This window comes from uncultured Jannaschia sp., assembly GCF_947494055.1.
GTDB lineage: Bacteria > Pseudomonadota > Alphaproteobacteria > Rhodobacterales > Rhodobacteraceae > Jannaschia.
Genome location: NZ_CANLTR010000002.1, coordinates 235931 through 260911 on the forward strand (window position 1 = coordinate 235931; position 24981 = coordinate 260911).

At 69.9% G+C, this 24981-nt stretch carries 25 protein-coding genes; 10 read left to right on the forward strand and 15 right to left on the reverse strand.

All coding sequences use genetic code 11. The features are described from left to right. The 4 genes from Q1A87_RS03145 to Q1A87_RS03160 are packed head-to-tail and all read right to left on the reverse strand — an operon-like array spanning position 1 to position 3237. Positions 1 to 999, reverse strand: a complete 999-nt coding sequence (locus Q1A87_RS03145; protein ID WP_299646947.1) for a hypothetical protein — start codon at positions 997 to 999, stop codon at positions 1 to 3. Then, positions 999 to 1544 (reverse strand): hypothetical protein, encoded by a 546-nt coding sequence (locus Q1A87_RS03150; protein ID WP_299646949.1) that lies wholly within the window; start codon positions 1542 to 1544, stop codon positions 999 to 1001. The genes Q1A87_RS03145 and Q1A87_RS03150 overlap by 1 nt, the downstream gene beginning before the upstream one ends. Positions 1545 to 1568: 24 nt before the next feature. Further along, entirely contained in the window at positions 1569 to 1802 is a 234-nt protein-coding gene (locus tag Q1A87_RS03155; RefSeq protein ID WP_299646950.1) for a hypothetical protein, read from the reverse strand. A 1-nt stretch (position 1803) separates the two neighbouring features. After that, positions 1804 to 3237: a hypothetical protein gene (locus tag Q1A87_RS03160; RefSeq protein WP_299646952.1), complete on the reverse strand. Its 1434-nt coding sequence runs from the start codon at positions 3235 to 3237 to the stop codon at positions 1804 to 1806. Positions 3238 to 3354: 117 nt separating this feature from the next. On the opposite strand from Q1A87_RS03160, the gene Q1A87_RS03165 reads away from it, so the two are divergent. Together Q1A87_RS03165 and Q1A87_RS03170 are read left to right on the forward strand one after the other, a co-directional pair. Next, positions 3355 to 4065, forward strand: a complete 711-nt coding sequence (locus Q1A87_RS03165; protein ID WP_299646954.1) for a TVP38/TMEM64 family protein — start codon at positions 3355 to 3357, stop codon at positions 4063 to 4065. Between the two features lie 73 nt (positions 4066 to 4138). Next, entirely contained in the window at positions 4139 to 4387 is a 249-nt protein-coding gene (locus Q1A87_RS03170) for a hypothetical protein (protein WP_299646956.1), read from the forward strand. 2 nt (positions 4388 to 4389) lie between these two features. Here the strand turns inward: Q1A87_RS03170 and scpB are convergent, their stop codons facing one another. From scpB to Q1A87_RS03200, 6 genes are all read right to left on the reverse strand, one after another. Continuing rightward, a complete protein-coding gene (gene scpB / locus Q1A87_RS03175) occupies positions 4390 to 5001 on the reverse strand; it encodes an SMC-Scp complex subunit ScpB (protein WP_299646958.1) in 612 nt (203 codons plus the stop codon). Next, positions 4998 to 5783, reverse strand: a complete 786-nt coding sequence (locus tag Q1A87_RS03180; protein ID WP_299646960.1) for a ScpA family protein — start codon at positions 5781 to 5783, stop codon at positions 4998 to 5000. The genes scpB and Q1A87_RS03180 overlap by 4 nt, the downstream gene beginning before the upstream one ends. 10 nt (positions 5784 to 5793) lie before the next feature. Next, positions 5794 to 6777, reverse strand: a complete 984-nt coding sequence (locus tag Q1A87_RS03185) for a glycoside hydrolase family 3 N-terminal domain-containing protein (protein WP_299646962.1) — start codon at positions 6775 to 6777, stop codon at positions 5794 to 5796. Positions 6778 to 6781: 4 nt separating this feature from the next. Continuing rightward, the gene (locus tag Q1A87_RS03190) at positions 6782 to 7873 is read right to left on the reverse strand and encodes an SPOR domain-containing protein (protein ID WP_299646964.1); all 1092 of its coding nucleotides are present in this window, start codon (positions 7871 to 7873) and stop codon (positions 6782 to 6784) included. Between the two features lie 156 nt (positions 7874 to 8029). Then, positions 8030 to 9772, reverse strand: a complete 1743-nt coding sequence (argS, locus tag Q1A87_RS03195) for an arginine--tRNA ligase (protein WP_299646967.1) — start codon at positions 9770 to 9772, stop codon at positions 8030 to 8032. 85 nt (positions 9773 to 9857) lie between these two features. After that, positions 9858 to 11045: a deoxyguanosinetriphosphate triphosphohydrolase gene (locus Q1A87_RS03200; protein WP_299646969.1), complete on the reverse strand. Its 1188-nt coding sequence runs from the start codon at positions 11043 to 11045 to the stop codon at positions 9858 to 9860. 78 nt (positions 11046 to 11123) lie between these two features. Here Q1A87_RS03200 and Q1A87_RS03205 point away from each other — a divergent pair, with 78 nt between their 5' ends. Continuing rightward, positions 11124 to 11453, forward strand: coding sequence for an iron-sulfur cluster assembly accessory protein (locus Q1A87_RS03205; protein ID WP_299646971.1), 330 nt, complete (start codon positions 11124 to 11126; stop codon positions 11451 to 11453). Here Q1A87_RS03205 and Q1A87_RS03210 read toward each other — a convergent pair. From Q1A87_RS03210 to ndk, 3 genes are all read right to left on the reverse strand, one after another. After that, positions 11437 to 12801, reverse strand: a complete 1365-nt coding sequence (locus tag Q1A87_RS03210) for an MATE family efflux transporter (protein ID WP_299646973.1) — start codon at positions 12799 to 12801, stop codon at positions 11437 to 11439. The genes Q1A87_RS03205 and Q1A87_RS03210 overlap by 17 nt on opposite strands. Positions 12802 to 12841: 40 nt before the next feature. Further along, the gene (locus Q1A87_RS03215; protein WP_299646975.1) at positions 12842 to 13288 is read right to left on the reverse strand and encodes a hypothetical protein; all 447 of its coding nucleotides are present in this window, start codon (positions 13286 to 13288) and stop codon (positions 12842 to 12844) included. 159 nt (positions 13289 to 13447) lie between these two features. Continuing rightward, entirely contained in the window at positions 13448 to 13870 is a 423-nt protein-coding gene (gene ndk / locus Q1A87_RS03220) for a nucleoside-diphosphate kinase (RefSeq protein ID WP_299646977.1), read from the reverse strand. A 103-nt stretch (positions 13871 to 13973) separates the two neighbouring features. On the opposite strand from ndk, the gene Q1A87_RS03225 reads away from it, so the two are divergent. From Q1A87_RS03225 to Q1A87_RS03240, 4 genes are all read left to right on the forward strand, one after another. Further along, positions 13974 to 15824, forward strand: a complete 1851-nt coding sequence (locus Q1A87_RS03225) for an ABC-F family ATP-binding cassette domain-containing protein (RefSeq protein WP_299647116.1) — start codon at positions 13974 to 13976, stop codon at positions 15822 to 15824. Between the two features lie 67 nt (positions 15825 to 15891). After that, entirely contained in the window at positions 15892 to 16503 is a 612-nt protein-coding gene (locus Q1A87_RS03230; RefSeq protein WP_299646979.1) for a MarC family protein, read from the forward strand. 75 nt (positions 16504 to 16578) lie between these two features. Beyond that, a complete protein-coding gene (locus Q1A87_RS03235) occupies positions 16579 to 17583 on the forward strand; it encodes a hypothetical protein (protein ID WP_299646981.1) in 1005 nt (334 codons plus the stop codon). 82 nt (positions 17584 to 17665) lie between these two features. Then, positions 17666 to 18253, forward strand: a complete 588-nt coding sequence (locus Q1A87_RS03240; RefSeq protein ID WP_299646983.1) for a TIGR02281 family clan AA aspartic protease — start codon at positions 17666 to 17668, stop codon at positions 18251 to 18253. A gap of 230 nt (positions 18254 to 18483) precedes the next feature. Here Q1A87_RS03240 and Q1A87_RS03245 read toward each other — a convergent pair whose 3' ends face one another. Together Q1A87_RS03245 and Q1A87_RS03250 are read right to left on the reverse strand one after the other, a co-directional pair. Next, entirely contained in the window at positions 18484 to 18948 is a 465-nt protein-coding gene (locus tag Q1A87_RS03245; RefSeq protein WP_299646985.1) for a DNA polymerase III subunit chi, read from the reverse strand. Next, complete coding sequence (locus Q1A87_RS03250; RefSeq protein ID WP_299646987.1) at positions 18941 to 20434, reverse strand: leucyl aminopeptidase; 1494 nt, start codon at positions 20432 to 20434, stop codon at positions 18941 to 18943. Before Q1A87_RS03250 ends, Q1A87_RS03245 begins: the two co-directional genes overlap by 8 nt. 177 nt (positions 20435 to 20611) lie before the next feature. Here Q1A87_RS03250 and lptF point away from each other — a divergent pair, with 177 nt between their 5' ends. The 3 genes from lptF to lptD are packed head-to-tail and all read left to right on the forward strand — an operon-like array spanning position 20612 to position 24980. Then, positions 20612 to 21739 (forward strand): LPS export ABC transporter permease LptF, encoded by a 1128-nt coding sequence (lptF, locus tag Q1A87_RS03255; RefSeq protein ID WP_299646989.1) that lies wholly within the window; start codon positions 20612 to 20614, stop codon positions 21737 to 21739. Further along, on the forward strand, positions 21736 to 22833 hold the full coding sequence (lptG, locus tag Q1A87_RS03260) for an LPS export ABC transporter permease LptG (protein ID WP_299646991.1): 1098 nt from the start codon (positions 21736 to 21738) through the stop codon (positions 22831 to 22833). The genes lptF and lptG overlap by 4 nt, the downstream gene beginning before the upstream one ends. Next, positions 22833 to 24980, forward strand: a complete 2148-nt coding sequence (gene lptD / locus Q1A87_RS03265; RefSeq protein ID WP_299646993.1) for an LPS assembly protein LptD — start codon at positions 22833 to 22835, stop codon at positions 24978 to 24980. Before lptG ends, lptD begins: the two co-directional genes overlap by 1 nt. Position 24981 lies beyond the last annotated feature (1 nt).

Here is a 24981-nt window from a genome sequence, read left to right on the forward strand (position 1 = left end):
TCAGCGCCCCCCTTCGATGGCGCGGAGGGCCTCGGCGCGGGCGGCCTCGGTTCCCTCCGCGTCGAGCATCCGGCGCAGGTCGGCCCGGTGGGCGCGCAGCTCCTCCACCGTCGCTTGCCCCGCCCTGTCGCTCGCCGCGCGAAGGCGGGTCGCGGCGGCGTTCGCGGTGTTCTCGAACCGGGTGACGGCCCGGACGAGCCGCGCCTCGGCGGCGTCGAGCGCGCGGGCCGTGGCCTCGTCCATCCGCTCCGTCGCGTCCGCGGCCCGCATCCGCGTCGCGTGGTCGGTCCGTGTCGCGAGCGCCTCGAGCCGGGCCGCGGTGTCGGCCACCACGGCCTCGCCCTGCCGCGCGATCCCGGCCTGCACCTCGCCCGTGCGCACCGCATAGCCGGCCATCGCCTCGTCCATCAGACGGATCAGCCGCTCCGTCACTTCGGTCATCCGCTTCGCGTCGGCAGCCGCGATCTCCGCATGGTGGTCGGCCAGCGTCTGCCGGATCTCGACGCCGAGATAGCGCGTCCCGCGGATCACGTCGGCGATCTCCGACCGGAAGGTGGCGAGTCCGTCCGCGAGCGCCGCCTGCGCCTCGCGCTCGCGGGCCACGAGGTCGACGCGGAACTGCATCAGGAACACGCGCACCGCCACGCCGACGACGGTGGAGGTCAGCGCCACGCCGAAGCCGGAGATGACCTCCGCGATGAAGGCCGTCTCCGCGTCGAGCGTGCCGAGCGACCAGAGCGTGTAGGCAAGCGAACAGAGGGTGAGGACGAACCCGAGGTAATAGGCGTTGTCGCCGATCTGCTCGGGTTCGAGCCGCGCAGTCCGCAGCGAGGATGTCAGCGCCGCGTAGCCCAGGATCACGGCGGCGGCGAAGGCGGCGGGCGCCCATTGCGGCGCGTCGAGGAGCTTGAGCGCGATCGTCCCGCCCGTCCCCGCGCCGAAGGCCAGCGCGAGAAGCCAGCGGTCGATCCCGTAGGAGGGTGTCGTTCCGCGCGGCATCAGAGATCCCCGAGGGTCGCGGTGCGGACGCGCGCCACGCCCTGCGCGTCGAAGTACCGGACCCAGAAATCGTCCACGACCTCCCGCGGCGCGGCGACGCGCGGCAAGCGCAGCACATCCACCTCCGCGCCGTCGAGCGCGCGGCCGAGGCGCGCAGTCCCGCCCGCCGCCTCGAAGCTCTGCCAGTCGCCGCCGCGATAGAAGCTGAACGCGTCGGAATGCTGTACGAGATCGGTGACGAGAACGACGCGGTGCGGAATCTCGTCCGTGGCGAAACCCGGAATCGCGGTCAGGAATTCGGCGAGCGCCTCCATGATCGGCGAGGCCCCGGCTTCGGGGATGGCGAGCAGACCGTCGAGATGCCCCTCGACCGGCGCGAGGAACTCGTCCCGGTAGCGGGCCGCGACGAGGCGTGGATTGCCGGTCAGCGCGGAGACGTCGGCGGGCGGCTTGCAGAGCGAACGGATGCTGTCGGCACGCAGGCCCGCATCGGGCGACACGGTGGCGAAGCTCACGCGGGTGAAGTCCGGCGCCTCGGCGATCATCGCGTCGATCCGCGCGCGTGCGGCCTACAGCTGCGTCGTGGAGACGGGATCGGTCGTGTCGAGAAGCACGGCGAGATGGCCGGCAGGGCCGTCCTCGGGGCAGAGGCTCGCCGCGTCGAGGCCGGGCCGCGCGGATTCGCGGAACACGACCCAGCCGATCGCACCGAACGCGGCGATCGCGACGATGGCGAGCGACAGGCCGAGGACGACCGGCCCGAACCCCCGCCCCCGCCGGCCGCGCCGCCGCCGCCGCGCCATGTCAGGCCGCCCCCTGCCGTCTGCGCTCCGCTGGCACGACGCGCGGGCGCGGGACGGCATCGCCCGCCTTGATCTCGCGCACCGTCGGATAGGCATCGAGCGCGCACTCACGCGCGGCGAGCAGGCGATCGGTGCCGGTATGGACGACCTCGTCGATCCGTTCGATCTCGCGCAGCGCCTCGGCGCGGTCGCCCTGTTCGAAATCGGGCGGGGCGTAGTCCGGAAAGGCGAAGGGCGCGTTGAAATAGGCCGGCCCCGTATCCTTGCGGACGCGCAGGTTTGCATCGCGATAGACCCGCAGAAGCCGTCGTCCCGCCTCGTCGCAGACCTCGAGGAAAGCCGTCAGGTTCCGCGTCAGCGTCCCGCGGGCGAACACCGCATCGACCGCCGACTTGAGCTCGATCCGCCGCTTCGCGGCTTCGTCCTCGAGCTTGTCGCGCGCCGCCTCGAAGGCCGCGTCGAGCGCCTCCTGCGCCTCGGAATAGGCTTCGGCGTAGTCGTCGATCGCGTCCTCGTAATCGTCGTGGACGCGGTTGAAGCCGGGATAGGGGTCATGGAGCGTCAGCCCCTTGAGGAAGGCGGTGATGGAGACGAGCGCGCCGAAGCCCACGACGAGCCAGGATTCGAAGCTGCGCAGGCCGAGCGGATCGGCGCGCAGACCGTCGATGGCCGCGACGAGCGCCGCCTCCCAGCCGAGCGTGGCCAGCGCGTCGCGGAAATGCGCCACGGCGAGGTTCAACGTCACCGCGAAGGCGAGGAAGGCCGCGAACACGAGGAGACCGAAGAGCTTCCAGCCGATCTGCCTGCGGTTGAGATAACGGGTGAAATGGCCGGCGAGGAACGAGAAGGCGATGTTCACCGCCGAGATGATCGCCGCCGCGACGATCCCGCCGAGATATCCGAGCGTGTTCTGTGCGGCGAAGAAGTAGCCGTTCGCGCCCGTCTCGATCAAGGCGACGATCAGGATGAGCCCCACGGCAAGCACGACGGAGCCCGCCGCCCGGGGCGGACCCACCAGCCGGTTGCGCGCGCGGAAGGCGTCGAGCTTGGCCTGCATGCCGGTGACGTGGGCGCGGGCATTCTCGAGCCGGTTCTCCTCCTCCCGCGTGAGGTTGCGCAGCTGGTTCTCCGCCTCGCCCACCATCATCTGCACCCGCTCGCGTGCGGCGCCCGCCTCGGCCACGCGCGCGGCGTAGGATTGCAGCTCCATCTCGTATTGCCCGAGCGCCCGCCGGCGGACGGAGCGGACCGCGTCCACCGCCTCGAGCTCGGCCGCGCTCAGCGTCGCGGCATCCGGGGGCGGCACGCCCGCACGGCCATCGGCGCCGCCGCGGCGGTCGAGCGCCATCTCGGCGGCCATCGCGTCCACCATGATGTCGGGAAAGGTGTCGAGGCCCGGATCGAACCGGTTCCGGCTGGCCTTTCCTCCGAACATGCGCATTCCCCGAACCGGTTTCGTCGACGTCAACATGGGCCGTCCGGCGGGCGGATACAATTCCGAGCCGTTGCCGCCCCTTGCGGTGACCATCGGGGCGCACCATAGGGGCGCGCGATGGCCCCCTCCCCCGCATCTCCCGTGCCCGCCTGGCAGCTGTGGCTCTGGCCCGCGATCCTCGTCGGCCTCGCCTTCGCCATGTGGCTGCTGCCCTGGGGCCAGTGGGTGCCGCTCCTGCGCGATTGGGTCGACAGCCACGGGGCCTGGGGCGTGCTGGCCTATCTGATCGCCTACATCATCGTCGTGATCCTGCCCCTGCCGGCGGCCGCGATGTCGGTGGTCGGCGGACTCGCTTACGGGTGGTGGGGCTTTCCGCTGGCGATGGCGGGCAGCGTGCTCGGCGCGATCCCGCCTTACCTGATCGGGCGCCACTGGCTGCGGAACATGCTGCTGCGGCGGGTGCACGGGGCGCGGCTGATGGCCGCGGACCGGGCGATCGGGCGGAACGCGATGGTGTTCGTCACGCTGCTGCGGCTCACGCCGATCCTGCCGTTCACCGCGCAGAACTGGCTGCTCGGACTCACCTCCGTCCGGACGGTTCCCTACGTCATCGCGACGATCATCGGACTCGCGCCCGGGACGCTGGCGATGGTCTGGATCGGCGAGGTCGGAGGGCTCGCCTCGGTCGGCGCGACACGGATGCGCGTGGTCCTCGCCGTGATCGGACTGCTGGGTTTCGGCGCCATCATCATCTGGTTGGGCCGCGTCGCGACCGGGGAGCTTCGCCGCGCGGGCTTCCACGCCGAGGGGCAGCCGTCGGAGAAGTGACGCCATGCTGCGGACTGGTCCCGTCGATCCGCCGCCCCATCTTGGCCCCGGAGAGACGAACAGGGGCGCAGCCGTGACCGAACAGGACGACGTGAACACCGGGCGCGATCCGCACCAGCGGCGGCACCAGATCATGATGCTGGTCCTCATCTGGCTCGCCGTCTACCCGGCCGTGACCCTCCTGACCTATCTGACCTCGGATCTCGACGTCCCGACCTTCGTCCGGACGTTCCTCACGACGCTCCTGACCGTGCCGATCATCACCTTCCTGGTGGTCCCGAACGCGAAGGCGCTGATCTCGCGCACCGATCCGAAGGCCTGACGTCACTCCTCGGCGGCGCTCTCGAACAGGTCTGCCGCGCCCTTCTCGGCATCCGCGGGCAGCGTTCCGTCGAGGAGGCCCGCGGCGCGGAGCTCCTTCAGGCCCGGCAGGTCGCGCGGCGAGGCGAGGCCGAAATGGTCCATGAAGCCGCGCGTGACCACGAAGGTGACAGGCCGGCCGGGCGTGTCGCGACGGCGCCCGAGGCGGATCCAGTCGAGCTCCATCAGCTGCTCCACGACACCCTTCGAGACCGCGACGCCCCGGATCTCCTCGATCTCGGCCCGCGTCGCCGGCTGGTGGTAGGCGATGATGGCCAGCGTCTCGATCGCCGCACGGCTGAGCTTGCGGGTCTCGACGATCTCGCGGGTCATCAGGTGGGAGAGGTCGGGCGCCGTCCGGATCGCCCAGGCCTCGCCCAGCTTCCGCACTTCCACGCCCCGACCCGCGTAATGCGCGGTCAGGCGCCCGAGGGCCGCTGCCGCGTCGCAGCCATGCGGTAGCCGGGCCTGCAGCTCGGCCACAGTGAGCGGCGTGGCCGAGGCGAAGAGGATGGCCTCCACCATCCGCTCCTGTGCCGCCGGGTCCGGGGCATCGAAGAGCGTGCCGTCGCTCATGTCCGGCCCCGGATCCGGATCGGGCCGAACGGATCGGATTGCTCGAGATCCAGCCGGCCGTTCCGCGCCAGTTCCAGTGCCGCCGCGAAGGTCGACGCGGTGGCCGAGCGGCGGCGAGCCGGGTCGCGGTTCCACCCTTCGGGCAGGAAGGCCGCGAGTTCGACCCAGCTCGCGAGGCTTCCGATCAGCGGGCGCAGGCGGTCGAGCGCCTCCTCCATGGTCCAGACGCCATCGCGATCCATCACGAAGGGGCGGAACTCGTCGCGGGTGCGGGTGCGCGCATAGGCCTGCATCAGATCGAGAAGCGTCGCCGTGCGCGTCACGCGGCGCACGCGCGCGACGCCCTGCGGCGCACCGCGGGCGAAGACGTCGCGGCCCAGCCGGTCGCGCGCCATCAGCGCCGCCGCGGCCCTGCGCATCGCCTCGAGCCGTTCGAGCTGAAAGGCCAGATGCGCGGCCTGTTCCTCCGCCGAGGGTCCCTCCTCCTCCGGGTCGGGCGGGAGCAGCAGGCGGGATTTCAGGAAGGCGAGCCAGGCGGCCATGACGAGATAGTCGGCCGCGAGCTCGATCCGCATCGCGCCCGCCCGCGCCACGAAGTCGAGATACTGCTTCGCGAGGTCGGTGACGGAAATCCGGCGCAGGTCGACCTTCTGCGTCTGCGCCAGCTTCAGAAGGAGATCGAGGGGCCCCTCGAACCCCTCCACGTCGACGATGAGAGCCTCCGCGGCGAGCCGGTCGGCCACCGTGTCCCGCGCCGGTCCTTCGGTGAATTCGTCGGCCACGGACGCCCCCTCAGGCGGTGAGGGCGTCAAGTTCCGCGTGGGCCGCCGCGGTGTCAAGCGCCTCCGGCCGGGCGCGCAATGCGAGGGCCCGCGCCGCCCGCGCCGCCGCCGCCTTGGTCATCGCCGGGCAAGCCTCCGCGAGCGCCTGCATGTCGTCCCATTCGCCGTTGCAATGCAGGACCACGTCGCAGCCCGCCGCGAGCGCCCGCGCCGCACGCGTGGCCACGTCGCCGCCGAGCGCGCCCATGCTGATGTCGTCGGTCATCATGAGGCCGTCGAACCCGATCCAGCCCCGCACCTCCGCGATCACCGCGGGCGAGACCGTGCCCGCCGCGTCGTCGAGCGCGGAATAGACGACATGCGCGCTCATCCCGAGCGGCAGATCGGCAAGGCGGCGGAACACCTCGAAATCGCTCGCCCGCAGCTCCTCCAGCGAGGCGTCAACGCGCGGCAGGCCGAGATGGCTGTCGACATTGCCGCGTCCGTGGCCGGGAATGTGCTTGAGCACCGGCAGCACGCCACCGGCGCGGCACCCTTCGGCATTGGCCCGGGCGCGCGCGGCAACGGTCTCGACGCTGTCGCCGTACAGCCGGGAGAGCAGGAACGGATGAGTGACGTCGCAGGCGATGTCGGCCGTGGGCGTGCAGTTGACGTCGATGCCCACGTCGCGAAGCTCACCGGCAATCAGGCGCGCGCGCAGGAACATCGCCCGCTCGGGATCGCGCGCGCGGCACATCTGCGTCAGCGGCCGGGGCCAGCGTGTCCAGAAGGGCGGCCCCATGCGCTGGACCCGCCCGCCTTCCTGGTCGATCAGTACGGGCGCGTCACGTCCTACGGCGTCCCGTAGCGCGCGCGTCAGCGCCCGCAGACGGTCGGGCGTATCGACGTTGCGGGCGAAGAGAATGAATCCCCAGGGGTCGGCGTCGCGGAAGAACGCCGCCTCGCGCGGCGACAGGTCGGGGCCTTCGCAACCGAGGATGAAGGCCCCGGCCATCCGCTCAGCGCGCCGTCACCGGGATGCAGGTCGAGTCCTGTGCCGAAAGCTCGGCGCAGAAGCGGCGCGCCTCGTCGCCATCCGCGAAGCCCACGACGCGCAGGCGCCAGAAGGCGCGGCCGTCGGAGCCCGCCCTCTGGATCGCGCGCTTCTTGCCGTCGAAATAGTCGCGGAAGCGTGGGGCGAGACGGTCCCATTCGGCCCGCGCGCCGCTCGCGCTGTCGAAGGCGCCGAGTTGCACAACGCTGGTGCCGGCCGAAATCGTCGCGGGGTCGACCTCGATCGCGGCCGGACGCATCGGTTCGATCGAGGCGACCTGCACGCCCATCCCGGCAGCCGGCGCATCGGTCGGCAGGGAGGCCGGTGCGGCGAGCGCGCTGCGCAGATTCGTCGGCCGACGGACCGGACGGATGGACGTCGAGATGCCGTGGCCGCTCGCCTCGGTGGCCGAGCCGCCGGTCTCGCCGAGCGCCTCCATCAACGCGGCCTGGACGGAGCTTTCGATGGCGCCGGGGGTGGGCGTCTCCGTCCCGGCCGACGCCACGTCGTCCGGCGCCTCGATCATCTCGAGGGAGGCCATTTCGACATTGGACGCGGCGTGGTCGGACGTGACCGCAGCGTCCGGCTCCGACAAGCCCGAATCCTCGACGCCTGCGATTTCGATGCCCGGGTCTTCCACGATTGCAATCTGCTCGGCAGGCGAATCCTCGATCGCTTCCTCGACCGCCGCCACGCGCTCGGTCAGCGCGGGCGCGTTCAGCGCGACCGGAGGCGGGGCCAGCACAATTTCCTCCGGGGCGGGCGTGGCCGCGCCGCCACCGGTGATGTCGGAGAGCGCCATGCCCTGATGCGGGGCGACCGTGCCGCCCGGATCCTCCGGCGCGACGCGCATTGGGCCTTCCAGCGCCATGATGACCGGGACAGTCGAGACGTCGCGAAACGTCAGGTCGATCGCCCAGGTCGCGAGTCCCGCGCTGAGGCCGATCGAAGTCACGGCCCCGGCCCAGTTCATCAGCCCGAAACCGCGGATCGCGTCCGCCAGACGCGAGGGCGCCTCGGCCCCGTAATCCGCACCAAAATAGTCGAAATCCGCCATTTGCCTGCCCTCCACCGGCCGGACGGCGAAGCCCGGCGGGTCGTGATCACTGCTCTGGACCGGGGCTGCCCCCCGTATCCGCCTCGACGGACGCGCCGTTAAACCGACGCTGCCCTTTTACCGCTCTGACCTGCGCGCCGCGCCCCTTCTGGGTCTTCAACGCATCTCGTTTGCAGGTTCGACCCCGAGGATACCCAAACCACCAGCGATTACAATGGAAACGGCGCGGGCCAACGCGATCTTCGCGCGGCTCGTATCCGGGTCGTCCTGCAGGAAGCGGAGATTCGGCTCGTCGTGACCGCGGTTCCACAGCGCATGCAGCCCGGACGCCAGGTCGTAGAGGTAGAAGGCGATCCGGTGCGGCTCGTGCGTGCGGGCGGCAATCTCCACCAGGCGCGGCCATTCGGCGAGCTTGGCGGCGAGCGCCTGCTCCGCCGGGTGATCGAGCTGTCCGAGATCCGCCTCGCGCAGCCGCGCGTCGGCGACGTCGGTCCCCGCTTCGGCAGCCTTGCGCAGGACCGACATCACGCGGGCATGGGCGTATTGCACGTAATAGACCGGGTTGTCCTTCGACTGCTCGAGCACCTTGGAGACGTCGAAATCGAGCGGCGCGTCGTTCTTGCGCGTCAGCATCACGAACCGGGTCACGTCGGCGCCCACCATCTCGATCACGTCGGCCAGCGTGACGAAGGTGCCCGCGCGCTTCGACATCTTCAGCTCCGCGCCGTCGCGCGTCAGCCGGACGAGCTGCGTGAGCTTGATGTCGAGCGGCACGCGCCCGTCGGTGAGCGCGGCGACGGCGGCCTTCATCCGCTTGACGTAGCCACCGTGGTCGGCACCGAACACGTTGATAAGCTGGTCGAATCCCCGCTCCACCTTGTCGTAGTGATAGGCGATGTCGGGGGCGAAATAGGTCCAGCTCCCGTCCGATTTCTGGATCGGGCGGTCGACGTCGTCGCCGTATTCGGTGGATTTGAAGAGCGTCTGCTCCCGCGCCTCCCAGTCCTCGGGCAGCTTGCCCTTGGGCGGCTCGAGCGTGCCGCGGTAGATCAGGCCCTTGGCACGGAGCGCCTCGATCGCGGCCTCGATCCGGCCGGTCCCGTAGAGCGATTTCTCCGAGAAGAAGACGTCCATCTCCACGCCGAGTCTCAGGAGATCCGCGCGGATCAGCGCCATCATCGCGTCGGTCGCGAAGTCCCGGATCGGGGCGAGCCAGACATCCTCGGGCTGGTCCACGTAGTCCGCGCCAACCTCCTCCTTCAGCGCCGCGCCCACGGGGACGAGATAGTCGCCCGGATAGACGCCGTCGGGGAACGCGACTTCTCGGCCGTGCGCCTCGAGGTAGCGGAGGTAGACGGAGCGGGCGAGCGTGTCGATCTGGCTGCCGCCGTCGTTGATGACGTATTCCCGCGTCACGTCGTGCCCGGAGAACTCCAGAAGCGCGGCCAGCGCGTCGCCGAAGACCGCGCCGCGCGTGTGCCCCACATGCAACGGTCCAGTCGGATTCGCGCTGACGTACTCCACATTCACCCGGCTGCCCGCGCCCATCTCGGAGCGGCCGAACCCGGTCCCGGCGACGAGCACGGCGGCGACCACCTCCTGCCAGACGGCGGGCGCGAGGCGGATGTTGAGGAACCCGGGACCGGCCACTTCGGCCGTCGCGATGCGGGGATCGGCGGCGAGCCGGGCGGCCAGCGGCTCGGCGATGTCGCGCGGCTTCTTGCCGGCGGGCTTGGCCAGCACCATCGCGGCATTCGTCGCCATGTCCCCGTGCGCGGCGTCGCGGGGCGGCTCGACCGTCACGTTGGCCGTGTCGAGCCCCGCGGGCAGCACGCCGTCGCGCACGAGCCCGTCGATCGCATCGAGGGTCAGGGCGCGGATATCGGCAAAGAGGTTCATGGGATCGGTCCGTTCTTCGAGGCTCCGCTTCCTTAATGAAGGCGCGGGGCGGGATCAACGCGGCCGGTGGACGGGCTGCGCGGCGTTACGACGAGCGGGCCGCCCGCTCGCGCAGCGCGTCCTGCACGCCCCCGATCAGCCTGTCGTGGCTCTGCAGCGCGAAGCGGTCGGTCATGCCGGCGATGTAGTCCGACACGATCCGCGCCAGCGCCACCTCGTCCGCCGCCTCGGCCACGTCCTTGCGCCACTGCTTGGGCAGTTCCTCGGGATGGGTCAGGAAGAACGGGAACAGCTCCTCGATCACCCGCGTCACCTCCCTGCGGACGACCACGACGGAAGGGGCGCGGTACATCCGCTCGAACAGGAACCGGCGGATCACCTTCAGGTCGGACCAGAGCGCCGGCGTGAACTGCGCCATCATGCGGCCCGCATGGCGGATGTCCTCGGGCGAGCGCGGGTCGAGGTCACGCAGGTTCGCCTCCGTCACGGCGATCACGTCCTCGACCAGCACGCCGAAGAAGCGGCGCAGCGCCTCGTGCCGGCGGCGGTAGTAGTTCAGCCCGGGATAGGTCGCGTCCACCTCCGCGAAGCAATCCCGCAGGATCGGCAGCTCGGCCAGCTCGTCCGTCGAGAACAGCTCGGCCCGCAAGCCGTCGTGCAGGTCGTGGTTATTGTAGGCGATGTCGTCGGACAGTGCCGCGACCTGCGCCTCCGCGCTGGCATGCGTCTCGAGCTCCAGCCCGTGCACGGCGTCGTATTCGGCGAGCGCGTAGGGGACCGGTGGCAGGACGGGGCCGTTGTGCTTGGCGATCCCCTCCAGCGTCTCCCAGGTCAGGTTCAGCCCGTCCCATTCGGCGTAGTGCCGCTCCAGCCGGGTGACGATGCGGATCGCCTGCGCGTTGTGGTCGAACCCCCCATAGGGCGCCATCAGCCGTCCGAGCGCGTCCTCGCCGGTATGGCCGAAGGGCGGATGGCCCAGATCGTGCGCCAGTGCCACCGCCTCTGTCAGCTCGATGTCGAGGCCCAGATGCTTGGCGATCGTGCGCGCCACCTGCGCGACCTCGATGGAATGGGTGAGCCGGGTGCGGAAGTAGTCGCCCTCGTGCTCGATGAAGACCTGCGTCTTGTGCTTCAATCGCCGGAACGCGCTCGCATGGATGATCCGGTCGCGGTCGCGCTGGAACGGAGAGCGGAACGCGCTCTCCGCCTCCGGGTGAAGCCGGCCGCGGGTCGCGGCGGGGTCGCAGGCGAACGGGACGGTGGCAGACGGCACGGGGCCTCTCTTGGCAGGCGGCTCAGCCGCCCATATATCCCATCGTAACGAAGATGCACGTGCCTCGGAGGCTCACCCATGGATCTCGCGCTGCCCCCCAAGGTCACCCCCCGCGCCTTCGAGCGCCTGTCGGAAATCGGCGCCGCCGGTCAGGGCAAGGCGCTCCGCGTCGCGGTCGAGGGCGGCGGCTGTTCGGGCTTCCAGTACCAGATCGAGCTCGACGCGCCGGCCGAGGGCGATCTGATCCTCGAGAGTTCCGGCGAGAAGGTCGTGGTGGACGAGGTGTCTCTGCCGTTCCTGTCCAACGCGGTGATCGACTTCACCGAGGAGCTGATCGGCGCGCGGTTCACGATCGACAACCCGAACGCCGCGTCGAGCTGCGGCTGCGGGGTCAGCTTCGCGATGTGAGCGGCACGCCCGTCGTCAGCCGGGCGAAGCGCGCCATGAGCATCACCGTCGCGGCCGCGAGCCCGACGACCAGGCCGAGCCACACCCCCTCCGGGCCGAGTCCGAGCGGGAAGCCGAGCAGGTAGCTCGCCGGGATGCCGAGACCCCAATAGGCACCGATCGCGTAGACCATCGGCCGACGCGTGTCCTGCACCCCACGCAGCAGCCCCAATGCCATGACCTGTCCGGCATCGACGAGCTGAAACAATGCGGCCAGCATCAGGAGCCGGATGCCGAGCGTGCGGATCACGGGCGCGTCCGCGTCGTCCGCGTCGAGGAACAGATCGACCAGCGCTCCGCCCGCACCGAGATAGAGCAGGATGGCGAGAAACACCGCGCCCCCCGACAGCAGGAGCGCGGCGACCGCGGCGCGGCGCAATCCCGTCGCGTCCCCCTGCCCCCAGGCGCGTCCGACCCGCACCGTCGCGGCTTGGCTCAGGCCCATATGCACCATGAAGGTCAGTGCGGCGATCCCGATGGCGATGCCGTGCGCCGCGAGCGCCACCGTCCCGAGCGCCCCCATCATCAGCGCCGAAGCCGCGAACAGGCCGGACTCGGAGACATGCGTCAGCCCGATCGGCCAGCCCATACGGAAGATCGCGCCGAAGATCGGCCAGTCGGGCCGGTGCAGGTTCCGGAACAGGTCGAACCGCGCCATGCCCGGCCCGCGCGCGGCGTATATCGCGAGGACCGCGACCGACAGCGTCTGCACCGCGACCGAGGCGATCGCGGCGCCGCGGATGCCGAGCTCCGGAAGGCCCAGATTGCCGAAGATCAGCAGCCAGTTAACGCCCACGTTCAGCGCCACGGCCGCGAGCGTCGCCCAGAGCACGATCCGGGTGTGTTCGAGCACCGAGAGATGGCTGCGGAACGTGGCCGTCAGCAACGCCGGCAGCATCCCCCAGCCGGCGATCCGCAGATAGGCCTGCCCGTCGCCGGCGACCTGCGCGTTCTGCCCGAGCGCCAGCAGGATCGCCTCCGAGAACAGGAAGGCCGGCAGCATCGCCAGCGCGGTCAGGGTCGAGAGCCAGATTCCCATCCGCGCGACCCGCCGGACCGAGACTTCGTCCCCCTGACCGAGCGCGCTGGCGGCCATCGGCATGCAGGCGACCGCGAATCCCGAGCCGAGAACAAAGAGCGAGAAGAAGAACGTGTGCCCCATCGTGCCCGCGGCCAACGCCTCGACCGAATAGCGCCCGAGCATCAGCGTGTCGGTCAGGCCGATGAGGATCTGCGCCACCTGACTGCCCACCAGCGGCAGACCCAGCACGATGGTCCTGTAGAGATGTCGGGCGAGGGTTTCGGGCATGCGCGGGCGGTACGCGAGCGCCCGTCCCGACGCAATCGGCTCAGCCGCAGCGGCGCTCTTGCGCGTCTTCGACGATCTCCTCGACCGCGTCGCGCGCCAGCAGGAGCATCCGGCGGTCGGCCGGGCAGCGGATGACCTCCACCGTCGCGTCGATCGCACCGAGCAATCGTCTGCCGTCGGCGATCACGGCGACCAGACCCGTCCCCTGCGTCAGGTCACGAAGTTCGCTGCGCAGCGCCGTCGTAACGGTGACCTCCGGACGGGACCGCGCGTTGCGATCCCGAAGCATGTCGGCCAGCCCGGCCAGAAGGACCATCAACGTGTCGTGCCACGTAACGAGCAGGGCGACGTCGCGATCGGCCACGCGATCCACGTCGATCCGGTGCACCGCATCGCAGGCGACCGACTGGACACGTTTCAGCCGCCGGATCGTGCCGGCCACCGGCAGGCGCGAACCCTCGCTGCCGGCCGCTCTTCGAACGGTCATGATAGCTGCCGCCATACGAGGCGGCGACGCTGAATCGGTCATCGCACGGCTCCTCTTGCAGGGCTGAACACACTGCAAAGTGCCGGGTTCCGCGTTCCCGACCGGAAAGAAATCGAATCGCGTTAACAGTTTGTTGACCGTTCCTGGTCCACGCGCGATTCAGCCGACGAGTTCGAGGCCCGAGAAGAAGTACGCGATCTCGTCCTTCGCCGTATCCGGTCCGTCCGAGCCATGCACCGAGTTCTCGCCGATCGAAAGGGCGAATTCCTTGCGGATCGTGCCGGCGTCGGCCTCCTCGGGATTGGTCGCGCCCATCACCTCGCGGTTCTTCGCGATGGCGTCCTCGCCCTCGAGGACCTGCACCACGATCGGCTCGGACGACATGAACTCGCAGAGCTCGTCGTAGAACGGACGCTCCTTGTGGACTTCGTAGAACGTGCCAGCCTGCGCCTTCGTCAGGTGGATGCGCTTGGAGGCGACCACGCGCAGGCCGGCCTCTTCGAGCTTGGCGGTGATGGCGCCCGTCAGATTGCGCCGCGTGGCGTCGGGCTTGATGATCGAGAAGGTGCGTTCGAGGGCCATGCGTATGCTCCGTGCGTGAATGTCCGGCGGGCCTCTACCAGCGCCGCCGGACGAAGGGAACCGCATGTTGACAAGGGGGCGGAGGCCCCGCATGGGCTCCGCCATGCTGCAGATCACAGACCTGTCCTATTCCGTCGCGGGCCGTCCCCTCTTCGACGGCGCGAGCGCCACCATTCCCGAAGGCCACAAGGTTGGCCTGGTGGGGCGAAACGGCACCGGCAAGACGACGCTGTTCCGCCTGATCCGGGGCGAGCTCGCGCCGGATGCGGGCGAGATCGGCCTACCGTCCCGCGCCCGGATCGGCGGTGTCGCGCAGGAGGTTCCGTCTTCGGAGACGACCGTCCTGCAGACCGTGCTCGACGCCGATACCGAACGTGCGAGCCTGATGGCGGAAGCGGAGACGGCTACCGACCCGACACGCATCGCCGAGATCCAGACCCGGCTGCAGGACATCGATGCCTGGTCCGGCGAGGCGCGCGCCTCCAGCATTCTCAAGGGGTTGGGCTTCGAGGTTGACGAGCAATCGCGCCCCTGCTCGGCCTATAGCGGCGGCTGGCGGATGCGCGTGGCGCTGGCCGGCGTTCTCTTCGCCGAGCCCGACCTGCTGCTCCTCGACGAGCCGACGAACTATCTCGACCTCGAAGGCGCGCTCTGGCTCGAGAGCTACCTCGCGCGATACCCGCATACCGTCATCATCATCAGCCACGACCGGGGCCTCCTGAACCGCGCGGTCGGCGGCATCCTGCATCTCGAGGACAAGGGGCTGACCTACTACACCGGCCCCTACGACAGCTTCGTGCGGATGCGGGCCGAGAAACGCGCCGGGCTCGCCGCAGAGGCCGCCAAGCAGGAGGCGCGGCGCAAGCACCTGCAGAGCTTCGTCGACCGCTTCAAGGCCAAGGCGTCGAAGGCCAAGCAGGCGCAGTCGCGCGTGAAGATGCTGGAACGGATGGAGACGATCACCGCGCCCGAGGACGCGGCGCGCGTGGTGTTCACCTTTCCTGCCCCCGAGGAGTTGTCGCCCCCCATCGTCCGCCTCGAGAGCGCGGCCGTGGGCTACGGGGGCGATCCGGTACTGAAACGTCTCAACGTGCGGATCGACCAGGACGACCGGATCGCGCTGCTGGGACGCAACGGCGAGGGAAAATCCACGTTCTCCAAATTGTTGGCAGACAAGCTTCAGGCCTGCGGGGGCAGCAAGATCGCCTCGGGCAAACTGCGCGTCGGCTACTTCGCGCAGCATCAGGTGGATGAGCTGCACGTGGACGAGACGCCGCTCGACCACATCCGGCGGGAGCGTCCCGACGACGCGCCGCCGAAGCTGCGCGCGCGGCTGGCCTCCTTCGGGCTCGGCGTCGATCAGGCCGACACGCTCGTGGGCAGGTTGTCCGGGGGGCAGAAGGCGCGGCTGTCGCTGCTGCTGGCGACGCTCGACGCGCCGCACATGCTGATCCTCGACGAGCCGACGAACCACCTCGACATCGAGAGCCGGGAGGCGCTGGTGGAGGCGTTGACCGCCTATACCGGCGCGGTCGTGCTGGTGAGCCACGACATGCACCTCCTCAGCCTCGTCGCCGACCGGCTCTGGCTGGTAAAGGGCGGGACGGTCGGACCCTATGACGGCGATCTGGAGCAGTATCGCAAGATGTTGCTGCAGGGTGAGGAACGGCCCGCAAAGTCCGAAAAGGAAAAGAAGAAAGTGGTGCCGGTCAGCCGCGACCGCATCCTCGAGCTTCGATCCGAGGCGCGCAAGGCGGAGGCCCGGGTGAAGAAGATCGACGAGATGCGCAACAAGCTCGCCAAGAAGCTCGCCGATCCGCAATTGTACGAAGAGGGCCGGACGAACGAACTGGAGACGTGGAACAAGAAATACGCCGAGGTGATGGAGGCGGCCGACCGGGCGGAGGCGATCTGGATGAACGTGATGGAGAACCTGGAGAAGGCGGAGGCGTGAGCCGCCCGGCGTGTGACCCGCGTGTTACGGCCGTGTTACGGCTGTGTTACGGCTGTGGGACGCGGCCATGACGCCGACCGAGCTCGTCACCGCGTTCACCGCGCTCTTCGTCATCATCGACCCGATCGGGCTCGCCCCGATCTTCGTCGCGCTGACCGCCGGGATGTCGCGGCGCGCCCGCCGGGGCATGGCGATCCGTGCCTGCGTCGTCGGTGCGGCCATCCTCATCCTGTTCGCGCTCGCGGGCGAAGCGGTGCTCGCCTTCCTCGGCATCTCGATGCCCGCCTTCCGGATCGCGGGCGGCCTGCTGCTGTTTTTGACCGCGCTCGAGATGCTGTTCGAGAAGCGCACCCAGCGGCGCGAGGGTCAGGCGGAGGGGCTGGTCAGCGACCCGTCGGTCTTCCCCCTCGCGATCCCGCTCATCGCCGGGCCGGGCGCGATCGCGACGATGATCCTGCTCACCGACGAGGCGGCACCGCTCGGTGCGGCGCAGGCGATCGGCGTGATGCTCACGGTGATCGCCGTCGTCTTCGTCCTGTTCGAGCTCGCCGCGCCGATGGAGCGGCTTTTGAAGCCCACGGGCATCAACGTCGTGACCCGCCTTCTCGGCATGCTGCTCGCCGCGCTCGCGGTGCAGTTCGTACTCGACGGGCTCGCCGGGATTTCGGGCGCGGGCTAACGCCGCGTCATGGAAAGAAACGTTTGGTAACGCGTCGGTTTCGATGCAGAAGACCCGCATTCCAGGACGTGAGAGTTGATTATGCCCAAAGTGCGTGGAACCCGTTTCGACGATACGTTGACGGCGTCGAGCCGGAAGAACGAGATCCTCTACGGCAAGGCCGGAGATGACGCCTTCGTCTTCCACGCCTTCGGTCGCGGCGACAAGTTCCTCGGCGGCGGCGGAGACGACCACCTCGGCGGGATCAGGTTCGACATCGATGCCTCCGGGCCAAGTTTCAGCCGCAACGACATCACCTACAACGGCGGCAAGGGGATCGACACGATCGCCTTCGAGATCGACGTCCACACCTCGAAGATCAAGCTCGGCCAGTTCGGCACGCGGACGGTCTCGGTCGAGCAGAGCGCCTACGAGATCGGCTTTCACTCCGAAACGGGGCGGATCGTCGGTTCGGCGCGCGACGAGATGGTCGTCCTCGACAATTACCTCAAGGTTCACGACATGCGGTCGCTGAACGTCAACCTGAAGGGCGGCGACGACGTGTTCCGGACCGACACGATCAATTCCGGATTCGGGTCCATCAGGATCGATCTCGGGGCCGGCGACGATACCGTGATGCTCAGCCAGTCCGCCCACGGCGCGCGGATCAAGGGCGGCAAGGGCGACGACTTCATCTTCGGCGGCAGGGTCGCGTCCGAACGGATCCTGGCCGGCTCCGGGGACGACACGATCCTGGCCGTCAACGGGTCCATCGGACAGCAGGCCATCGACACGATCGCCACCGGGTCGGGCAAGGACACGATCGTCGTGACGAGCAACCTCTACGCGATCGCGGGGCAAGGGCAGGTCCTCGACTTCAACACCCGTCGCGACACGGTCCTGATCGCCGATATCGGGGCCGCCGACCTGGTCTTCGCCAAGAAGAACGCGGACGATCCGTATACGAACGCTTGGACGATGGATAACCGCGCGGGGATCCTCTACTGGTCCGACCGGCCGGTGCTGGATTTCGGCGGACGCACCGACCTCACGGCCCGGAACTTCGTGACCGATGACAGCAGCTACGATTTCATGGTGTGAGCGGGGCCGCGTGGCGGCACCGACGCAAGAGGCTGGCAAATCCGTGAGTGGTAAATCCGGCGGCCATGCCTAGATATCCGGCATGACCGGCGACGATACCGCACAGCTCTTCTACCTGACGCTTCTCGGCGTGGTGCTCCTTGGCTCGGTCCTGTTCGGGTTCCGCGGGCGGCTCAGCCAGGCGATGCAGCAGGCGGCGATCTGGTTCTTCATCTTCGTCGGCGCCGTCCTCGTCTTCGGCAACTGGGACGCGGTGCAACGCGCCGCCCTGCCGCGGCAGAGCATCGTGTCGAACGAGCAGGGCGTGGTGATCGACGTGCCGCAGAGCCGCGACGGGCATTACTACATGCGGCTGGCCGTCAACGGGGAGCCGGTTGATTTCGTCGTCGATACCGGGGCGTCCGATCTGGTGCTCAGCCGCGACGACGCGGCGCGCGTCGGGTTCGATCCGGCGGAGCTGCGCTTCTACGGACAGGCCTATACGGCGAACGGCACGGTGGGCACGGCCGACGTGACGCTGGAGGAGGTCAGGCTCGGCGATCTCACCGACCGCGACGTGCGCGCCGTGGTGACCGAGGGCGACCTGTTCCAGAGCCTGCTCGGGATGAGCTACCTGCAGCATTTCGGGCGCATCGTGATCGAGGACGGGCATTTGCAGCTGGTGCGGTGACGGGCTGTTGAGGAACCGGTGGCGCGGGAGCCGGTGGCAGACTTGATCCGTCGCACAGCGGACGACGCCTTGCAATTGAACGTTCCGCCCGACGGGACGTCGGGCAACCCCCGACCGCCCCCATGCGCGGGGGCTTTGCCCCCACCCGCGGCCGGGGGCTGCCCTCTCGATCTCAGACCCTTTGGGAATACTTTTGGAAAGGGTGCGAATTTTCCCAGAGCTTAAACGACTTACGAGACGTTCTTCGACGCCTTCTCCGCCCATTTGCCCGACTCCTCCGACCAGTAGCGCGCGGCGCAGCCCCGGTCGGTGAGGATCTTCCACTGCTCGCGCGCGCGGCCCAGCGCCGCGCCGTCGAAGCCGTCGAAGAGGATGCAGGCGCGCTTGAGGTCGGGCAGTTCGCTCGCCGCGACCTCGGCGCCGTCGACGGACATCAGGCAGTCCGGCCGGTTCGCGCCCGCCCCCGTCGTGAGCAGGATCGGCTGCCGCGCATCGTGCGGTCCGCCGGCGAGCCCGTGCGGCAGGAAGGATTCGGGCGGCCCCTCCCAGAGCCGCGCGTCGAGGCGTTCGAGCCGCGCCCGCTCCCGCCCCCGGACGGCGATCCGCCAGCCCTGCGCGAGCGCGCGGGCGAGAAGCGTGGCGAGCGTCGTCTCGACCGGGTTGCGGGTCAGGTGGTAGAAATAGACCTCACCCATCGCCCTTCTCGTAGCCGTCGCGGATCAGCCGGTCGAGCGCCCGCACGCCCCAGCCGGTCGCGCCGGCGGGCGCGAGGTCGGAGGCCGACTTGAGGGAGGCCACGCCGGCGATGTCGAGATGGATCCACGGCGTCTCGTCCTTGACGAAGCGCTTGAGGAACTGCGCCGCGGTGATCGAGCCCGCGGGCCGCCCGCCGACGTTCTTCACGTCGGCGACGCGGGATTTCAGCATTTCGTCGTAGCCCTTGCCGAGCGGCATGCGCCACGCCCCCTCGCCCGCGTTCTTCGCGGCGGCGAGGAACGCGTCGGCAAAGGCGTCGTGGTTGGAGAAGACGCCCGCATTCTCGTGGCCGAGGCCGATGATGATGGCGCCGGTCAGCGTGGCGAGGTCGATCATGCCCGCGGGTTCGAACCGCTCCTGCGTGTACCACATCACGTCGCACAGGACGAGGCGGCCCTCGGCGTCGGTGTTGATGACCTCCACCGTGTCGCCCTTCATCGAGGTCACGACGTCGCCCGGCCGCTGCGCCCGTCCGTCCGGCATGTTCTCGACGAGGCCGACGAGGCCCACCACGTTGGCGCGGGCCTTGCGGGCGGCGATGGCGTGCATGACGCCCGCGACCGTGCCGGCGCCGCCCATGTCCATCGTCATGTCCTCCATGCCGGCGGCGGGCTTGAGGCTGATGCCGCCGGTGTCGAAGACGACGCCCTTGCCGACGAGGGCGAGCGGGTTCTCCTCGCCGCCACCGTTCCAGCGCATGACGACGACGTAGGACGGGCTCTCCGAGCCCTGCCCCACGGCGAGGAGCGTGCGCATGCCGAGCCGCTCGAGCTCCGCCTCGTCGAGCACCTCCACCTCGACGCCGAGCTCGCCAAGCTTCTTCAGGCGCTCGGCGAATTCCGTCGTGGTCAGGACGTTGGCGGGCTCGTTCACCAGGTCGCGGGTCAGGAACACGCCCTCGGCCACGGCGCGGGCATCGGCGAAGGCGGCCTCCGCCTCCTCGGGCTTCGTGGCCATCACGGTGATCGGGGCCGGCGCGGACGGGTCGTCCCCCTCCCCGTCCTTCGACGTCTTGTGCGCGTCGAAGGCATAGCCGCGCAGCGTCGCGCCGAGCGCGATGTCGGTCAGCCGCCGGTGTCCGCCGCCGAGGATCGTGAGCGGGCGCTTCGCGCGCAGCCGCGCCAGCGCCGCGCCGGCCTTGCGCGCGTCCTTCGGGTCCGGGCGGGGGCCGAGGCGCAGGATGGCGACCGCACTGGCGGCGAGCCCGGCGGGAAAGCCCAGATCGAGCATGTCGCCGTCGGACAGCTTGCCGAACGCCTCCGACTCGACGGCGCGCTGCACCGCGCCCTTGGTGAGACGGTTCAGACGCCGCGCCTCGGTGCCGAGCTTGCCGCCTTCGGGCACGATGCAGGCGATCACCCCCTCGGCGGAGGCGAGCGCGTCGAGATCGGTCGGGGCGAAGTTGACTGTGGCGGGCGTGGTCATGGGCATCCTCGGCTGGGGGCTGGCATGTTCGACATGGCGTTCGGTGTGACCCTATGCCCGCGACCCGGGACATTCCAGCCGATGCGCGAGATCAAGGTTTGATGCATCGCGCCAACCCCGCTAGGAAACTCGCACCTGCGCCCGGCGAGAATGGCAGGGGCGGCATCCGGGGGCCCGTTGACACTTTTCGACCGATATCTCGCGGGACAGCTCCTGGCCTATTTCGGGTTCTTCAGCCTCGTCCTCGTCGCGGTCTACTGGGTCAATCGGGCGATCGGCCTGTTCGACCGCCTGATCGCGGGCGGCTCGAACGTGCTGACCTTCCTCGAGTTCACCGCGCTCGCCCTGCCCAACGTGATCCACGCCGTCCTGCCGGTCTCGGCGCTCGTGGCGACGCTCTACGGGCTCAACCGGCTTTCGACGGACAGCGAGATGGTGGTGGCGCAGACGACGGGGATCTCGCCCTGGCGGCTCGCGCGGCCGGTGCTGATCTTCGGGCTCGCGGTCGCGGCGATGGTGTCGGTGCTGGGACACGTCCTCGTACCGCTGTCGCGCACCGCGCTGGCCGAGCGGGGCGAGGCGCTGTCGCAGGACGTCACCGCGCGGTTCCTGAAGGAGGGCGAGTTCCTGCATCCCGGGCGCGGCGTGACAGTCTATGTCCGGGCCGTGACGCCGGAGGGGGAGCTTCTGGGCCTGTTCCTGCAGGACCGGCGCAGCCCCGCGGTCCGCACCTCCTACACCGCGGAGCGCGCCTTCCTCGTGCGGGTGGACGGGCAGACGCGGCTCGTGATGTTCGACGGCATGGCGCAGACACTCGAGGTGGAGACGCGCAGCCTCGTCGTGACGACCTTCGACGATTTCGCCTACGACCTCGCGGGGCTCGCCGGCGGCGAAAGCGATGCCCGCCGGCGCGACCCGCGGGAGATGCCGACGGCGGCGCTGCTGCGGGCGGACGCGGCGACGCAGGCGGTGACGCGCGCGGATGTGGCCGAGCTGCGCGCCGAGGGGCACGTGCGCGTCACCGAGGCGATCTTCGCCTTCGGGCTGCCGCTCTTGGCGCTCGGCTGCCTGATGCTGGGCGGGTATTCGCGGCTTGGCCTGTGGCGACAGATCCTCGGCGCCGTCGTCGCGGCGATCCTGCTGAGGATGCTCGGCAACGTCGCGGAGACGACCGCCCGCGACGATGCGGAACTCTGGTGGATGCTGTATGTGCCGGCGTTCCTGACGGTCGCCCTCGGCGCGGCGCTGGTCTGGCGCAGCACGTACGGACCGCGCCTGATCCGGCCACGGGGGGTGCCCGCGTGACGCTGCAATACTACATCGCGCGGCGGTTCCTGTGGCTCGTGCTGATCGTGTCGCTGGTCTTCACCGGGCTGCTGGTGCCGATCGACCTGATGGAGCAGCTGCGCCGCCTGAGCGACGACGGCGCGGGGATCGGCGACGGGCTGCGCCTCGCGGCGCTCAACCTGCCGGCAGCGCTCTACCAGATCCTGCCGCTGATCGTGATCCTGTCGACGCTGGCGCTGTTCCTGTCGCTGTCGCGCTCCTCGGAGCTCGTGGTGATCCGGGCGGCGGGACGCTCGGCCCTCCGGGCGGCGGCCGCGCCGGCGGCGACGGCGCTCCTCCTCGGGGCCGCGGCGCTGGCGATCGTCAACCCGATCGTCGCCGCCACGCAGACCGCCTACGAGCGCGAGATTGCCGGATTCCGCACCGGCATCAGCAGCGTGCTGTCGGTCAGCGAGGAAGGCGTCTGGCTGCGGCAGGGCGACGGGGCGGGGCAGACGGTGATCCGGGCCGGGCGCGCATCGCTCGACGGGACCGTGTTGTTCGAGGCGACCTTCATCGCCTTCGACGCCGAAGGCTCCCCGGTGGAGCGGATCGACGCCGAGCGCGCGGCCCTGTCGGACGGCGAATGGCTCTTGCGGAACGCCAAGACCTGGCCGCTGGGCACCTCGGACAACCCCGAGCGCGACGCCCGGGTAAAGCTTCAGGCCACGACACCCTCATCGCTCACCCGTGCGCAGATCCGCGACAGCTTTGGCGTGCCCTCCTCGATCCCCATCTTCCAGCTGCCGGGCTTCATCGCGCAGCTCGACGCGGCCGGGTTCTCGGGCCTCACCCACCGCGTCTGGCTGCAGACCGAGCTCGCCAACCCGCTGATGCTGACGGCGATGGTCCTGATCGGCGCGGCCTTCTCGATGCGGCAGGTTCGGGCGGGACGGACGGGGGTCATGGTCCTCTCGGCGCTATTGCTCGGCTTCGGCATCTTCTTCCTGCGCAACTTCGCGCAGGTCCTTGGCGAGAACGGGCAGCTGCCGGTCATGCTCGCGGCCTGGGCGCCGCCGGTCGCCGCGATCCTGCTGTCCGTCGGGATCATCCTGTTTCTGGAGGACGGATGATGCGCTGGCTGCTTCTCGCGATCCTCGCCTGCCTGCCGTTCGCCGGACTGTCGCAGGACGCACTGGCGCAGGACGGCCCGGCGACGCTGGTCGCCGACCGCATCGCCTTCGACGCGGCGACGCTGACGGCCGAGGGCAATGTCGAGATCTTCGCGCAGGGCCGCGTCCTGCGCGCCCGGCGGGTGACCTACGACCGCAGCACGGACCGGATCACGGTTGAGGGGCCGCTCACCCTCCTCGACGGGCCGGACCGCATCCTCGTGGCCGATTACGCCGAACTCGGCGCCGACCTGCGCGGCTCGGTCGTCGCGGGCGCGCGCCTCGTCCTCGACCAGCAGCTCCAGATCGCCGCGACCGAGGTCGCGACCGGGGCCGAAGGGCGCTACACGCAGCTCTACCAGACCGTCGCCTCCTCCTGCGAGGTCTGCGCCGCCTATCCGGTGCCGATCTGGCAGATCCGCGCCCGCCGCGTCGTCCACGACCGCGAGGAACGGCAGCTCTATTTCGAGAACGCCCGCTTCGAGGTCGCCGGCGTGCCCGTCGCGTGGTTCCCCCGGCTCCGCCTGCCCGACCCGACGCTCGAACGGACGACCGGCGTGCTCGCACCGCGCTTCTCCGCCGACGACCTGCTCGGGACGGGCATCGAGGTCCCCTACTTCATCACGCTCGGCCCCTCGCGGGATCTGACGCTGCGGCCCTTCGTGACCAACCAGGAGACGCGCAGCCTGGGCTTCCGTTACCGGCAGGCCTTCGATGCGGGGAACCTCGTCGTCACCGGTGCCGTCTCGCGCGACGAGGTGCGGCCGGGCGAGACGCGCGGCTACGTCTTCGCCGAAGGGGTCTTCGACCTGCCCCGCGACTACCGGCTGGAATTCGACCTCGAGGGCGTGTCCGACGACAATTACCTGCTGAACTACGACATCACCGAGAAGGACCGGCTCGACAGCCGGGCCGCGATCACCCGGATCGACCGGGAGGACCGGCTCCTCGCCGAGATCATCACCTTCGACACGCTGCGCGAAGGGGAACGGAACCGGTTCCAGCCGACGCCCGTCATCACGATCGAGCGACAGCGGCGGGAGCCCCGCGCCGTGCTCGGGGGCGATCTGGTCTGGACGCTTCAGGCCCATGCCCGGCGGCGCAAGGCCAGCACCGTGCCCGAGGGCGGGCCGGACGACGCGGCGCGGGACGTCGAGCGGATGTCGGCCGCGCTCGCTTGGCAACGCACGCACATCACCCCGGAAGGGCTCGTCCTGACCGGGCTCGCCGGGCTCGACCTCGACGCCTATTCGGTTCGCCAGGATCCCGACTTCGCGGACGACACGACCTTCGCCCGCGTCGTGCCGCATGCCGGACTGGAACTGCGCCTGCCGCTCGGCAAGGGGTCCCGGTCCGGCGCGCGCCACGTGTTCGAGCCGGTGGCGCAGGCCCTGTTCGTGCCGAGCGACGTGAAGCGCACGCCCGACGAGGACAGCCTGACGCCCGAATTCGACGAGGGGAACCTGTTCGCCGTCTCCCGCTTCGCCGGACGCGACCGCCGCGAGCTCGGCAACCGGCTGAACGTCGGGTTGAGCTACACCCGGTTCGACCCGTCGGGCTGGCAGACGGGGGCGACGCTCGGCCGGGTCTGGCGCGACCGCGACAACGAACCGTTCCGCGACGGGACGGGGCTCGACGGCACGGCGTCCGACTGGCTCCTTGCGATCTCCGCCGAAGACGGCGACCGCTTCGGCGTCGAGAGCCGGGCGCTTTTCGACGACGCCCTCGACTTCACCCAATCCGAGACGATCCTCGGCTGGCAGGGCGCGAGATACCTGCTCGAGACGCGCTATACCTGGCTCGAGGAAGACGCGACCGCCGGCCGGCCGGACGCCACCTCCGAATGGGAGCTGGACGCGGCCTACGACCTGACCCGCGACTGGACGGGCCGGGTGAACTGGCGATATGAAGCCGTCACGAACGAGGCCAGCCGCGCCGGGTTCGGGCTGACCTACCGGTCGGATTGCGTGACCGTGGCGTTCGACGTGGAGCGGCGTTTCACCTCGAACGACGATCTGGACACGTCCACCCGGTTCGGATTCGGCGTGGATCTGGCGGGGTTCGGCGCGGATGGCGACCGCACGAGACGGCGGCGCTGCGGCATTTGAG

Excerpts from the sequence above, each read along its gene's own strand:
- Q1A87_RS03160 (WP_299646952.1), bottom strand. The coding sequence starts at position 3,237 with ATGTTCGGAGGAAAGGCCAGCCGGAACCGGTTCGATCCGGGCCTCGAC.
- Q1A87_RS03190 (WP_299646964.1), bottom strand. The coding sequence starts at position 7,873 with ATGGCGGATTTCGACTATTTTGGTGCGGATTACGGGGCCGAGGCGCCC.
- Q1A87_RS03165 (WP_299646954.1), top strand. The coding sequence starts at position 3,355 with ATGGCCCCCTCCCCCGCATCTCCCGTGCCCGCCTGGCAGCTGTGGCTC.
- Q1A87_RS03230 (WP_299646979.1), top strand. The coding sequence starts at position 15,892 with ATGACGCCGACCGAGCTCGTCACCGCGTTCACCGCGCTCTTCGTCATC.
- Q1A87_RS03150 (WP_299646949.1), bottom strand. The coding sequence starts at position 1,544 with ATGATCGCCGAGGCGCCGGACTTCACCCGCGTGAGCTTCGCCACCGTG.
- Q1A87_RS03205 (WP_299646971.1), top strand. The coding sequence starts at position 11,124 with ATGGATCTCGCGCTGCCCCCCAAGGTCACCCCCCGCGCCTTCGAGCGC.
- Q1A87_RS03250 (WP_299646987.1), bottom strand. The coding sequence starts at position 20,434 with ATGACCACGCCCGCCACAGTCAACTTCGCCCCGACCGATCTCGACGCG.
- Q1A87_RS03240 (WP_299646983.1), top strand. The coding sequence starts at position 17,666 with ATGACCGGCGACGATACCGCACAGCTCTTCTACCTGACGCTTCTCGGC.
- Q1A87_RS03245 (WP_299646985.1), bottom strand. The coding sequence starts at position 18,948 with ATGGGTGAGGTCTATTTCTACCACCTGACCCGCAACCCGGTCGAGACG.
- Q1A87_RS03145 (WP_299646947.1), bottom strand. The coding sequence starts at position 999 with ATGCCGCGCGGAACGACACCCTCCTACGGGATCGACCGCTGGCTTCTC.
- lptD (WP_299646993.1), top strand. The coding sequence starts at position 22,833 with ATGCGCTGGCTGCTTCTCGCGATCCTCGCCTGCCTGCCGTTCGCCGGA.
- Q1A87_RS03155 (WP_299646950.1), bottom strand. The coding sequence starts at position 1,802 with ATGGCGCGGCGGCGGCGGCGCGGCCGGCGGGGGCGGGGGTTCGGGCCG.
- Q1A87_RS03215 (WP_299646975.1), bottom strand. The coding sequence starts at position 13,288 with ATGACCGTTCGAAGAGCGGCCGGCAGCGAGGGTTCGCGCCTGCCGGTG.
- Q1A87_RS03225 (WP_299647116.1), top strand. The coding sequence starts at position 13,974 with ATGCTGCAGATCACAGACCTGTCCTATTCCGTCGCGGGCCGTCCCCTC.
- Q1A87_RS03185 (WP_299646962.1), bottom strand. The coding sequence starts at position 6,777 with ATGGCCGGGGCCTTCATCCTCGGTTGCGAAGGCCCCGACCTGTCGCCG.
- argS (WP_299646967.1), bottom strand. The coding sequence starts at position 9,772 with ATGAACCTCTTTGCCGATATCCGCGCCCTGACCCTCGATGCGATCGAC.
- Q1A87_RS03210 (WP_299646973.1), bottom strand. The coding sequence starts at position 12,801 with ATGCCCGAAACCCTCGCCCGACATCTCTACAGGACCATCGTGCTGGGT.
- scpB (WP_299646958.1), bottom strand. The coding sequence starts at position 5,001 with ATGAGCGACGGCACGCTCTTCGATGCCCCGGACCCGGCGGCACAGGAG.
- ndk (WP_299646977.1), bottom strand. The coding sequence starts at position 13,870 with ATGGCCCTCGAACGCACCTTCTCGATCATCAAGCCCGACGCCACGCGG.